Source organism: Kitasatospora sp. NA04385 (genome assembly GCF_013364235.1).
Taxonomy (GTDB): Bacteria; Actinomycetota; Actinomycetes; order Streptomycetales; family Streptomycetaceae; genus Kitasatospora.
In genome coordinates this window covers 7592660-7604650 of record NZ_CP054919.1, presented here as the reverse complement: position 1 = coordinate 7604650, position 11991 = coordinate 7592660, and the positions used below count along the sequence as shown (strand labels likewise).

General features: G+C 74.8%; 11 protein-coding genes. 7 read left to right on the top strand and 4 right to left on the bottom strand.

All coding sequences use genetic code 11. From position 1 onward, the window contains the following. Nucleotides 1–2 precede the first annotated feature (2 nt). From HUT16_RS33585 to HUT16_RS33575, 3 genes are read left to right on the top strand one after another with little or no spacing between them, the layout of a single operon-like run. The gene (locus HUT16_RS33585) at nt 3–848 is read left to right on the top strand and encodes an ABC transporter permease (RefSeq protein ID WP_176191774.1); all 846 of its coding nucleotides are present in this window, start codon (nt 3–5) and stop codon (nt 846–848) included. Nucleotides 849–883: 35 nt separating this feature from the next. Then, nucleotides 884–2536, top strand: a complete 1653-nt coding sequence (locus HUT16_RS33580) for an ABC transporter ATP-binding protein (RefSeq protein ID WP_176193004.1) — start codon at nt 884–886, stop codon at nt 2534–2536. After that, entirely contained in the window at nt 2533–4872 is a 2340-nt protein-coding gene (locus HUT16_RS33575; protein ID WP_176191773.1) for an arylsulfatase, read from the top strand. The genes HUT16_RS33580 and HUT16_RS33575 overlap by 4 nt, the downstream gene beginning before the upstream one ends. A 91-nt stretch (nt 4873–4963) precedes the next feature. Here HUT16_RS33575 and HUT16_RS33570 read toward each other — a convergent pair whose 3' ends face one another. Next, on the bottom strand, nt 4964–5620 hold the full coding sequence (locus HUT16_RS33570; protein WP_303392119.1) for a GNAT family N-acetyltransferase: 657 nt from the start codon (nt 5618–5620) through the stop codon (nt 4964–4966). On the opposite strand from HUT16_RS33570, the gene HUT16_RS33565 reads away from it, so the two are divergent. Both HUT16_RS33565 and HUT16_RS33560 read left to right on the top strand, forming a co-directional pair. After that, entirely contained in the window at nt 5611–6351 is a 741-nt protein-coding gene (locus tag HUT16_RS33565; protein WP_176191772.1) for a hypothetical protein, read from the top strand. The genes HUT16_RS33570 and HUT16_RS33565 overlap by 10 nt on opposite strands. 162 nt (nt 6352–6513) lie before the next feature. Further along, nucleotides 6514–6657: a hypothetical protein gene (locus tag HUT16_RS33560; protein WP_176191771.1), complete on the top strand. Its 144-nt coding sequence runs from the start codon at nt 6514–6516 to the stop codon at nt 6655–6657. A 7-nt stretch (nt 6658–6664) separates the two neighbouring features. On the opposite strand, the gene HUT16_RS33555 is transcribed toward HUT16_RS33560, so the two are convergent. After that, entirely contained in the window at nt 6665–7345 is a 681-nt protein-coding gene (locus HUT16_RS33555) for a methyltransferase (protein ID WP_217712131.1), read from the bottom strand. A gap of 308 nt (nt 7346–7653) precedes the next feature. Here HUT16_RS33555 and HUT16_RS33550 point away from each other — a divergent pair, with 308 nt between their 5' ends. Further along, nucleotides 7654–8808: an ROK family protein gene (locus HUT16_RS33550; RefSeq protein ID WP_176191770.1), complete on the top strand. Its 1155-nt coding sequence runs from the start codon at nt 7654–7656 to the stop codon at nt 8806–8808. 79 nt (nt 8809–8887) lie between these two features. Here HUT16_RS33550 and HUT16_RS33545 read toward each other — a convergent pair whose 3' ends face one another. After that, nucleotides 8888–9559: a hypothetical protein gene (locus HUT16_RS33545; protein ID WP_176191769.1), complete on the bottom strand. Its 672-nt coding sequence runs from the start codon at nt 9557–9559 to the stop codon at nt 8888–8890. A gap of 199 nt (nt 9560–9758) precedes the next feature. Next, a complete protein-coding gene (locus HUT16_RS33540; RefSeq protein ID WP_176191768.1) occupies nt 9759–10526 on the bottom strand; it encodes a GntR family transcriptional regulator in 768 nt (255 codons plus the stop codon). 468 nt (nt 10527–10994) lie between these two features. Between HUT16_RS33540 and HUT16_RS33535 the strand changes: the two genes are divergently transcribed. Continuing rightward, entirely contained in the window at nt 10995–11795 is an 801-nt protein-coding gene (locus tag HUT16_RS33535; RefSeq protein WP_176191767.1) for an exodeoxyribonuclease III, read from the top strand. The last annotated feature ends 196 nt before the right edge of the window (nt 11796–11991 follow it).

Genomic DNA, 11991 nt, shown 5'->3' with positions numbered 1-11991 from the left:
CGATGACCACGATCTCCTTTCCCCTGGTTGCCCGTTCGCGCAACCGCTACGTGGCCGGGCTGCTGACCTGGCGGGGCGTCACCGGGCTGGTGCTGGTCGGGACGGTGGCGCTGGCCGGGCTGCTGGCGCCCTGGCTGACCGACGCCGACCCCGACGCGCAGGGCCCGCAGGCGTTGGCCGGCCCGAGCGGGGTGCACCCGCTGGGCACCGACGACATCGGGCGGGACCTGCTCAGCCGGATCCTGCACGGCATCCTCACCGACCTGTCGATCATCCTGACGGCCGTCCCGGCGGGCGCGCTGGCCGGTGCGGCGCTGGCCCTGCTGGCGGCCACCTCGCGGGCCGCCGACCTGGTGGTGCAGCGGCTGTTCGACCTGGTGCTGTCCTTTCCCGGGCTGATCCTCGGCCTGGCGGTGACGGCGATCCTCGGACCGGGCCGCTGGCCGGTGGTGATCATCATCGCGCTGGCCGAAGTGCCGTACTTCGGGCGGCAGTTGCGGGCCGGCGTGCTGGTGCAGCGGGAGCGCGAGTACGCGCTGGCCGCCCGGGTCGGCGGTGCGGGCCGGGCCCGGGTGCTGCTGCGGCACGTGCTGCCGAACGCGGTGGACCCGCTGATCGTGCAGGGCGCGGTCGCCCTGTCGGTGGGCGTGTTCATCGAGGGCGCGCTCAGCTTCCTCGGCCTGGGCGTCCGCCCGCCGGAGCCCACCCTGGGCAGCCTGATCAGCGGCTCGGTCGCCTACCTGGACACGAACCCGCTGCTGGCCGCCGCCCCGCTCGCCGTCACCACCGCACTCGTCCTCGGCTTCACCCTGCTGGCCGAGGCGCTGAACCGGGGAGCGCGCGCATGAGCACCGGAACCCGATCCGAGCCGGAGGGCAGCACGATGACCGAACTGATCGACCGTCCTCCACTGGAGGAGCAACCCCCCTCCCCCACCGCCGAGTTGCTGCGGGTGCGCGAGCTGCGCGTCTGCTTCGGGGAGCGGGCCGCGGTGCGCGGGGTGGACTTCGCGCTGGGCGCCGGGGAGAGCCTGGGGATCGTCGGCGAGTCCGGGTCCGGCAAGTCGACCACCGCGCTGGCGCTGCTGCGGATGCTGCCCGCCGGCGGCCGGATCACCGGCGGGGCGGTGGAGCTGGACGGGCAGGACCTGGCCGATCTGCCCGAGCAGGCGCTGCGGGCGGTGCGCGGCCGGCGGATCGCGATGATCTTCCAGGACCCGATGTCCTCGCTGAACCCGGTGCTCTCGGTCGGCCGCCAGCTGGACGAGGCGCTGCGGGCGCACGGCGGGCCCCGGGCGAAGGCCGAACGGGCGCTGCGGGCGGTGGAGTTGCTGGAGCTGGTGGGCGTGCCGAAGGCGGCGGACCGGCTGGGCGACTTCCCGCACCAGTTCTCCGGCGGCCAGCGCCAGCGCATCATGATCGCCCTGGCGCTGGCGCACGACGCCCAGGTGCTGGTCGCGGACGAGCCGACCACCGCGCTGGACCCGACCGTGCAGCGGCAGATCCTGCGCCTGCTGGCCCGGATCAACCGGGAGCGCGGCACCGCGCTGGTGGTGATCAGCCACGACCTGGGCGTGATCGCCGAGACCTGCTCCCGGCTGCTGGTGATGCGCGACGGCGAGGTGGTCGAACAGGGGCGCACCGAACGGCTGTTGACCGATCCCCGGCACGCCTACACCAAGTCCCTGCTGGCGGCGGTGCCCCGGCTGGACGCCCCGTCCCGGGCGGCCGCGAACAGCACCCCGGGCGCCGAACCGCTGCTGGTGGTACGGGGGTTGGCCAAGGGCTACGGCCCGCGCCGGCGGCGGACCGCCGCGCTGGAGTCGGTGGACCTCGAACTGCACCCGGGCGAGACGCTGGGCCTGGTCGGCGAGTCCGGCTCGGGCAAGTCGACGCTGGCCCGGGCCCTGGTGGGCGCGCACGCGCCCGACGCGGGCGGCATCACCTTCGCCGGGGAGCCGCTGGACGGCCGCCGGGCCCGGCGGGAGGTCCAGATGGTCTTCCAGGACCCGTACGCCTCGCTGAACCCGCGGCTGACGGTGGGCCGGATCATCGCCGAGCCGCTGATCGCGCACCGGATCGGCGACCGGGCGCAGCGGCAGGCCCGGGTGGCCGAACTGCTGGAGCAGGTGGGCCTGGAGGCGTCGGCGGCGGCCCGTTCGCCGCGCGAGTTCTCCGGCGGCCAGCGGCAGCGGATCGGCATCGCCCGGGCGCTGGCGCCGCAGCCGAGCGTGCTGGTCTGCGACGAGCCGGTGTCGGCGCTGGACGTGTCGATCCAGGCCCAGGTGATCGACCTGCTGGCGCGCCTGCAACGGGAGTTGGGCCTGGCGGTGCTGTTCATCGCGCACGACCTGGCGGTGGTCCGGCAGGTCAGCCACCGGATCGCGGTGCTGCACCGCGGCCGGATCGTGGAGAGCGGCCCGGCCGACCGGGTGATCACCGCTCCCGAACACCCTTACACGGCCGAGCTGTTGGCGGCCGTCCCGTCCCTTCCCACCACGACCCTTCCCACCACGACGTCCGGGAGCCTGCTGTGAGCGAGAGCGACGAGAGCGGCCGCACCCGCCGCGACCCGTACGAGGGCTTCCCCGGGCGGGTGGGGCGGACGTTCGGCGAGTCGGTGCCGTCCTGGCCGCGCCGGGTGCGGCCGCGCGCGGGGGCGCCGAACGTGGTGGTGGTGCTGGTGGACGACCTGGGCTACAGCGACATCGGGCCGTTCGGCTCGGAGGTGCCGACGCCGACCCTGGACTCGCTGGCCGAGCGGGGCGTGAAGCTCGCCAACTACCACACCATGCCGCTGTGCTCGCCGGCCCGGGCCGCGCTGCTGACCGGCCTGAACCCGCACCGGGTGGGGTACTCGTTCGTGGCCAACGCCGACCCCGGCTTCCCCGGGTACGGGATGGAGATCGCGGGCGATGTCCCCACCCTGGCGCAGACCCTGCACGACGCCGGGTACGCCACGTACGCGGTCGGCAAGTGGCACCTGACCCGGGACTCGGCCTCCTCGGCGGCCGACGACCGGGCCAACTGGCCGCTGCAGAAGGGCTTCGACCAGTACTACGGGGTGCTGGAGGGCCTGACCAGCCTGTTCCACCCGCACCAGCTGGTGCGGGACAACTCGCCGCTGGACATCGACGAGTTCCCGGACGGCTACTACTACACCGACGACATCACCGACCAGGCGATCGGCATGGTGAAGTCGCTGCGGGCGCACGACGCCGACAAGCCGTTCTTCCTCTACCTGGCGCACAACGCGGTGCACGGCCCGCTCCAGGCCAAGCCGGAGGACCTGGAACGGCACCGGGGCCGCTACGACGGCGGCTGGGACGAGCTGCGCGAGCGGCGCTTCGCCCGGCAGCTGGCGGCCGGGCACTTCCCGCCCGGCACCGAACTGCCGGAGCGCAACGGCGAGGCCGGGTACGAGGTCGGGGCCTGGGACGAACTCGACGAGGTGCAGCGGAAGTTGTACGCCCGCTACATGGAGGTGTACGCCGCGATGGTCGACAGCGTCGACCGGAACCTGGGCCGGCTGACCGACGTGCTGGAGCAGCTGGGCGAACTCGACAACACCATCGTGGTGTTCACCTCCGACAACGGCGGCACCGGCGAGGGCGGCGCGGAGGGCACCCGCAGCTACTTCAGCCGCTTCGTCCACCACCCGAACCTGCCCGCCGACTGGAACCCGGACGTGCAGCGGGAGATCGACCTGATCGGCGGCCCGCAGTCGCTGGTGCACTACCCGCGCGGCTGGGGCATGGCCTCCAACACGCCGTTCCGGCTGTACAAGGGCCAGACCTACGCGGGCGGCGTGCGCGTCCCGTTCGTGCTGTCCTGGCCGGCCGGGCTGCCGCGCGCGGCGGGCGACGACGGGGTGCGCGGCCAGTACCAGTACGTCACCGACCTGCTGCCCACGTTGCTCGAACTCGCGGGCGTGCAGCGGCCGGTGGAGCGCGGCGGGGTGCCGGTGCAGGAGCTGGACGGGGTGTCGTTCGCGTCCGTGCTGCGGGCCGCCGACGCGCCGTCCACCCACCGCGAGCAGTACTGCGAGATGACCGGCAACCGCTCGTACTACCGGGACGGCTGGAAGCTGGTGACCCTGCACCGGCCCGGCGCGCCCTACGACGACGGCGAGTGGGCGCTGTACGACCTGCGCACCGACCCGACCGAGATCCACGACCTGTCGGCCGAACACCCCGACCTGGTCAAGGAGTTGTCGCAGGCCTGGGAGGACGCGGCCTGGCGCAACGGGGTCTTCCCGCTGGCCGACGCCTCCGGCGGCTTCGTGCTGCGCAACCCGGAGGAGGAGGCGCTGCGCCGCCCGGTGACGCTGCTGGCCGGCACCCCGGAGTTGGAGCGCTACCGCTCCTCCCGGCTGGTGGCGTTCCGCTCCTTCACCGCGGAGGTCGCGCTCGACCGGCACGGCGCCGACGACCAGGGCGTGCTGCTCTCGCACGGCGACCAGGGCGGCGGCTACAGCCTGTACGTGGAGGACGGGCGGCTGCGGCTGGCGTACAACCAGTACGGCGAGCTGTTCGAGGCCGACGCGGGCGAACTGCCGCCCGGGGCGCACCTGGTGGCGCTGGAGGCGACGGCGGTGGCCGAGCTGAAGTGGACGTTCGAGGTGCGGGTGGACGGGGTGGTGACGGGCGCGCTCGGGCCGGTGCACCAGCTGATCGGGATGGCGCCGTTCCAGGGCATCAGCGTCGGCGTCGACCGCAAGTCCCCGGTGTCCTGGCCGGTCTGGGAGCGCCACCGCTCCTTCCGCTACACCGGCGGGCTGCGCTCGGTCACCTACCTGCCGGGCCCGGCCGCGCCGTACGACCCGGAGACGGTGGTGCGGGCGCTGCGCGAAGCGGCGGCGGCCTTCGAGTGAGGGCCCCGGAGCGCGGGGCGCCCGGCGGTCACCGGGTGCCCCGCCGCGGCCACCGGGCGCCCCGCCGCAGTCACGGGGCGCCCCGCCGGGGTCACGACGCGGGCCCGGCCGGGGCGTCCAGCGGCCTGGTCCAGCGGCGCCACTGGTCCTCCCGGCCGTAGCCGGCGGCCTTCCAGGCGGCCTGGCCGAGTTCGTTGTGCTCCAGGACCATCGCGTCGGACCGGCGGCCGCCGGCCTCGGCGAAACGGGCGTGGGCGGCGTCGAGCAGGGCGGTGCCGATGCCCCGGCGGCGGGCGGCGGGGTGGACGGCGAGGCGGTAGAGGTGGCAGCGCCAGCCGTCCCAGCCCGCGATGACGGTGCCGAGGATCGCGCCCGCGCGCTCGGCCAGGACCAGGGAGTGCGGGTCGCGCTCCAGCAGCCGGGCCACGCCCGCCCGGTCGTCGCTGATGCTGGTGCCCTCGGCGGCCTCGGCCCAGAACGCCAGCACCGCGTCGATGTCCTCGGGGCGCGCGGCCCGCAGTTCGTACTCGCTCATGCCACCGTTCCTATCACCCCAGCTCAGCGCCCTGCCAACGGGTTTACGCCCCCTCCCCGGCCCTGACGCGCCCCTCCCGGCGGCCCTCCCGACACCCTCCCGACGCCCTCCCGGCGGCCCCCTTGACGGCCCGGGCCCGGCCCGACAGGGTGTGGCGCACTCCCTCGCACCGCCCCCATCGACCTCCCCACCCTGGAGATGGCATGCGTGCACCCGTGCTCCGCCGACACCGGCCCCGCTCCCGCTCCCGCCGCGCGGGCGACGGCCTGCCGGTGGCCGCCGTGCTCGGCGCGGTCGCCCTGGCTGCCGCGACCACCCTCGGCCTCGGCGGTTCGGCGTCCGCCGAGCCGCCCCGGATCGAGGTGATCGGCGACGGCACCTTCACCGCGGCCCCGGCGCACACCGGCACCCCCGAGCACTGGCTCTGCCAGGACGACGTGTCCCTGCACGACGACCCGGCCGACGGGCGCCGGCTGGAGGGCAGCCCGACCCCGGACGACACCGCCTGGTGCGTCCAGCGGGTGACCGTACTGCCGAACTCGACGTACACGCTGAGCGCGAGCGTCCGCGGCTCGTACGTCTTCCTGGGCACCGAGGGCGGCGCGCCCGGCGAGACCGTGCAGAACTGGACGAACGGGCCGGACTGGAAGGTCCTCGGCCTCACCGTGACCACCGGGCCCGAGACCACCTCCCTGGTGGTGCGCCTGCACGGCTGGTACGGGCAGGCGCCCTACCAGGTCAGGTGGGTCTCGATGGTCGGCCCGGGCGTCCTGCCGTCCTGGTGCGTCCCGCCGTCCCCGATCGGCGTGCCGCTCAGCAGCGCGCCGCCCACCCGCACCAACACGGCCAGTCCCGGCAGCACCGAGAACGACACCGTCCCGCCGAGCCCCTCGCCGTCGTACCCCAGCTTCAGCCCCACCGGCCCGTGCCCCAGCCGGTACTGACCCGCCCCGTCTGACCGTTCGTCACCTTCCGGCCCGCACGCCTGCGGGGGCGGGCCGGAACCGGCCTTTACCAACCCTTGACGCGCGCCCGCGGCATCCCGCATGGTGAGGTCACTCCCGCGCACCGCCGCCCCGTTCACCTCCCCCACCCGGAGTTCCGGCATGCGTGCATCCCCACCCCGCCGCCGGCGCGGCGCCCTCGCCACGACCGTCCTGCCGCCCGGCTCGCGGCGGCAGAGCCCGGCGTTCGGCACCGCGCCGGTGCCGTCGGGCAGCGCGCCGACGCCCCGGCCGAGCGGGGCCTGACGCCGTGTCAGCCGCGCAGCGTCCACACCGTGGTGGCCTTCTCGGCCGCGTCCTCCAGGTCGGCGGCGACCGGGACGGTGTACTCGGCGAGCGCGGTGAAGCGCCCGCGCGGCAGGTAGGCCCGCCCGGGGTCGCCGACCACCACGGTCGCGCCCCGGGCCGCGGCCCGCTCCAGGAACGGCAGGAAGCGGGCCGCCATCGACCGCTCGTAGAACACGTCCCCCGCGAGCACCACCTCGTCCGGCCCGCCGTCCCCGTCCAGCACGTCGGCCAGTTCGGCCGCCACCGCGACGCCGTTCAGCTCCGCGTTCACCCCGATCGAGGCCACCGCGTACGCGTCGATCTCCGCCGCCCGGACGGCGGCCGCGCCGCTCAGCGCCGCCGCGACGGCCACCAGGCCGGAGCCCGCCGCCAGGTCCAGCACCCGGCGGCCCGCCACCAGTTCGGGGTGGTCCAGCACGTACCGGGCCACCGCCACGCCGCCCGCCCACGGGAACGCCCAGAACGGCGGCGGCAGCCCCTCCCGGCCGCGGGCCCGTTCGGTGGTCTCCCACAGCGCGATCGCGTCGTCCGCCATCCGCAGCCGCACCTCCGGCACGAACGGCACCGGCTCCGGCGAGGTGTGGGCGCGGACGAACTCGGTGTCGGCGGACCCGCTCTGACGCACGGCGGCCGTGTTGTTCCCCATGCGCCCAAGGGTAGGGGCAGCGGGCGGACGCCCCCTACCGCGACGCCGCCGCCACCGGGTCACCACGTGATCACGGACGACGTACCGTTTCGATACCGAAGCCGTTATGAGCTGCGGAAACGCTCGCCCCGCCGAGGGCCGCACGAGTACGATCCGGGCAGACGCCCCGTTCGAGGCACCCCACGGTGCCGGTCCGCGGGCGGCGGCTCCGCGCGGGCCCGCACCTGCCTCACCACGGTGGGAGGGACGACACCGCGCTCCACGGCACCGCGCGCCAGGGCAGTCGCGCGAAGCGGAAGGGCAGCGACTTGACGGACCGGCTCACCGGAGGGGACTCCTCACTGCTGCGGCGCATCAACGCGGCGGTCACCCTGCGGTCGTTGCGCGACGGGCAGGCCGTCACGCTCACCCAGCTCGTCGGCGACACCGGGCTGTCCCGGCCCACCGTCGAGGGCGTGATCGAGGGGCTGCTGGAGTCCGGACTGGTCGCCGAGGTCGAGCACGTCCAGGAGTCCGGCCGCCAACGCGGCCGCCCGGCCCGCTGGTTCCGCTTCCGCGCCGAGGCCGGGCACGTGCTGGGCATCGAGATCGGCGTCCACGACCTGCGGGTGGTGCTGGCCGACCTGGCCGGCGAGGTGCTGACCAGCCACGCCAAGGCGGTGGACGAGGCGCTGGAGGCCGAGGACCGCCTCACCCTGGTCCGCACCACCGTCGCCGAGGTGCTGCGCAAGGCCGGCGTCTCCCGCGACAGCCTGTGGGAGGTCGCCATCGGCACCCCCGGCATCGTCGACCGCGACGGCACCATCCGGCTCGGCACCGCGATGCCCGGCTGGACCGGCCTCGACCTCGGCACCCGGCTGCGGCGCTCCTTCCGCTGCCCGGTGGTGATCGAGAACGACGCCAACCTGGCCGCCATCGCCGAGCACTGGAAGGGCGCGGCCGTCGGCAAGGGCGACGTGGTGTTCGTGATGGCCGGGCTCAGCCCCGGCGCGGGCTCGCTGATCGGCGGCCGGCTGCACCGCGGCCACGGCGGCGCCGCCGGCGAGATCGGCGCGCTCCACCTGCTCGGCCAACAGGCCACCCCCGAGCGGCTGTTGTCCACCACCGGCAAGCCGCTCGACCCGCTGGACGAGGCCGCCGTGGCCCGGGTGCTGCGGCTGGCCCGGGAGGGCGACCAGGTCGCCCAGATCGCCATGGACCGCTTCCTGAGCCGGCTCGTCCACGACGTCACCGCGCTCGTCCTCGCCCTCGACCCGGAAATCGTCGTGGTCGGCGGCTGGGCCGCCGGTCTGGACGGCGTGCTGGAGCCGCTGCGCGAACAGCTCGCCCGCTACACGCTGCGCGCCCCCGAGGTCGCGCTCGCCGCGCTCGGCTCCGAGGTGGTCGCGATGGGCGCGCTGCGGGTCGCCCTCGACCACGTCGAGGAGCAACTGTTCGCCGTGGACCCGCCGACCGCGCGCTGAACGCGCGCGACCGGCGGGGGCCGGAAGCCGGGGGCTGCTACGGCTACGGCCATGGCTATGGCTATGACTAGGACGACGGCTACGGCAGGCAGAGCAGGTCGTACTCGCCCTTGAGCCGCCCCCGGGCGTGCGCCGCCATCCGGCTCGCGTACCGGGGGTCGTGCTTGAGCGAGTCGTAGCCCGGGCGGTCGTCGGGCGGCAGGACGCCCGCCGTCTCGGCGAGGTAGACGTCGAAGCCCGGGTACATCAGCACCGCGTAGGGCAGGTCGTCCACGTCGAGCGCGAACACCGGGTACTCGCCCAGTTCGTCGCGCTCGCCGTCCGGGCCGACCGAGAGGATCCGGCGCGAGTCGGAGCCGCCGGGCAGCAGGAAGCACTCGCCGAACAGCGCCGAGAACGGCTCGAAGCAGGAGCCCCAGCCCTCGCCGTACTCCTCGGTGGCTATCTCGCCCAGGGTGCGCGGCGCGAGCGCGCCGTGCTCGTCGAACCAGTCGTGCCGCTCCAGCATGCCGCTGTCGTACGCCAGCCAGGTGCGCAGGCTGGGCGGCAGCGGGTGGCCGCTCGGGAACGCCTCGACGTCCGGACGCGGGCGCAGCGGGCCCTCGACCCACGGGCCGGCGAACCGGTTGTAGCCGAGCACCGGACGGGACGGGTCCACCACGACCGCGGCGACCGCCCGGTCGACGAGCGCGCTGCCGTGCTCCGCCTCCGCCCGTTCCGGCGCCTGTTCCGACAGGTCGATCGAGTCCATCGCCGCTCCCCTGTTCACCGGTCGTCAGTGAGCAGGAGCGTAACCGGCGCCACCGACAACGGGCCTGACGGTCCGTCAGTCGATACGCCGGTCGATATGTCAGGCGGCCTGCCATAGCTGCCGGTGGTGGGCGGGTGACCGGTGGGTGACCGGGGACGGGCGAGCGACCGGGCGTGAGTGACCGGGGGCGGGCCGCCGGTCAGGAGACGGCGGCGGCCTTGACCCCGGCGGGGACCTGGACGGCCACGCCGGACTCGCCGAAGGTCAGCTTGCAGGTGTCGGCCCGGTAGGTGGAGACCGCGACCGCGGCCAGTCGACCGGCCGCCGCGTACTGGGTGGTGACCACCAGCACCGGGGTGCCCGGCGGGCGCTCCAGCAGCGCGGCCTCGGCGGACTCCGCGACGCCCAGCTCGACCGAGCGGGACTCGCCGTCGACGCCGACCCGCTCCAGCTGGCGCAGCACGCCGCGGGCCCGGTCGTTGCCGTCCACCACCACGGCCAGGTGCGGCAACGCGGCCGAGGGCACGTGCAGCGACTCGGCGGCGACCGTCACGCCCTGGACGACGCGCAGCCGACGCACGGTGTGCACCTGCTCGCCCTCGGCCAGGTTCAGGGTGCGGGCCAGCGCGGCGGAGGCCGGACCGGTGGTGCAGTCCACCACCTTCCACTCCTGCCCGCCGCGGACGGCGCCGGAGCGGCCGCCGTCCCGGCCCGCGACCGGGATGCCCACCCGCGGGGCGGCGACCAGCGTGCCGATCCCGCGGCGGCGCACCAGCCGGCCTTCCAGCTCCAGCTGGTCCAGGGCCTGCCGGAGGGTCGCCCGGGCGACCCCGAAGCGCGCCGAGAGCTCCCGCTCGTTGGGCAGCACCTGCCCGGTGGAGAACTCGGTGTCCATGGTGCGCAGCAGCACCGTGCGCAGGTGCCAGTACTTGGGCTCCGCGACCGCCGCGAGCGTTCCTTGCCCCACCGTGTCCTCCACCAGGAAAGGGACGACAGTCCACCGCGCACCCCCGTTTCGGCAGGTGGAGGAGGCGGGCTTTATCCGTCCTTCTTTATTAAAGGTCTTTGCAGTAAGCGACAGTAGGGGGTGGCGCCGGAGATGGTCAAGACCAATGGGGAAGCTTCCTTGCGGATCGCCCCCCGACCCGCTATGGCGCCCCGATTCGCCCGCAATGCCGCTTTTCCGCTCCGCCCGCCGACAAACCCCCGCCGACAAACCCCCGCCCACCCGGGCCGTCCGCAGACCCCCGCCCGGCCCTCGCCCGGCCCCGTACAGCCCCCGTACAGCCTCCGGCGAGGCCGGGGCCGGGGCGGTCCGGCTCCTCCGGGTGACACGGGTGGCTGCGGCGCCCGGAGGGCGGCCCGGTTCGGGTACCGTCGAGGGCTGCACGAGGCGCAGCCCCTCCGGGATGTCGCCGCAGCTCAAGGGGTACGATTGCGAACCGTCAGCACAGTCAACGTCAACGGGATCCGGGCAGCCGCCAAGAAGGGCTTCCTGGAGTGGATGGACGACACCAAGTCCGAGGTGGTCTGCCTCCAGGAGGTGCGCGCCGAGCCCGAGCAGTTCGCCGACGTGCTGGACCGCCTCGACGGGTGGCACGCCGTCTGGGCCCCCGCCGCCGCCAAGGGCCGGGCCGGGGTCGCCGTGCTCTCCCGACGCGCCCCCGACGCCACCCGGATCGGCTTCGGCTCCGCCGAGTTCGACGCCTCCGGCCGCTACGCCGAACTCGACCTGCCCGGCCTGACCGTCGCCTCGCTGTACCTCCCCTCCGGCGAGGTCGGCACCGAGCGGCAGGACGAGAAGGAACGCTTCATGGCCGAGTTCCTCATCCACCTCGGCGAGTTGCGCGCCCGCGCGGCCGCCGCCGGACGCGAGGTGCTGGTCTGCGGCGACTGGAACATCGCCCACCGCGAGGCCGACCTGCGCAACTGGAAGGCCAACCAGAAGAAGGCCGGCTTCCTCCCCGAGGAGCGCGCCTGGCTCTCCCGCGTCCTGGACGAGCACGGCTACGTCGACGTCCTGCGCCGCCACCACCCCGACCAGGACGGCCCCTACTCCTGGTGGTCCTACCGCGGCCGCGCCTTCGACAACGACGCGGGCTGGCGGATCGACTACCACATGGCCACCCCCGGCCTCGCCGCCCGCTGCACCGGCGCCCGGGTCGAGCGCGCCGCCACCCACGCGGAGCGGTGGAGCGACCACGCACCGGTCACCGCCGAGTTCGACGCGGAGTGACCCGGACCGGGCCGTCGCACCCCGGACCGCCGAAGTCCTCCCACACCCCGCCCCGACCGCCCGGAACACAACGGTGCGCCCACGACCGACCGTTGCGGCGCGGGCGAAGCGACGGCCCGATCCGCGCCGACACCGTTCCTGTACATTTCCCCCGCTAGGCGACTGAGGCGCCCAGTAAGTAGGATCGCTTGGCGAA

Coding starts and splice junctions, on each gene's coding strand:
- HUT16_RS33585 (WP_176191774.1), top strand. CDS start 3: ATGACCACGATCTCCTTTCCCCTGGTTGCCCGTTCGCGCAACCGCTAC.
- HUT16_RS33580 (WP_176193004.1), top strand. CDS start 884: ATGACCGAACTGATCGACCGTCCTCCACTGGAGGAGCAACCCCCCTCC.
- HUT16_RS33565 (WP_176191772.1), top strand. CDS start 5,611: ATGCGTGCACCCGTGCTCCGCCGACACCGGCCCCGCTCCCGCTCCCGC.
- HUT16_RS33560 (WP_176191771.1), top strand. CDS start 6,514: ATGCGTGCATCCCCACCCCGCCGCCGGCGCGGCGCCCTCGCCACGACC.
- HUT16_RS33555 (WP_217712131.1), bottom strand. CDS start 7,345: ATGGGGAACAACACGGCCGCCGTGCGTCAGAGCGGGTCCGCCGACACC.
- HUT16_RS33545 (WP_176191769.1), bottom strand. CDS start 9,559: ATGGACTCGATCGACCTGTCGGAACAGGCGCCGGAACGGGCGGAGGCG.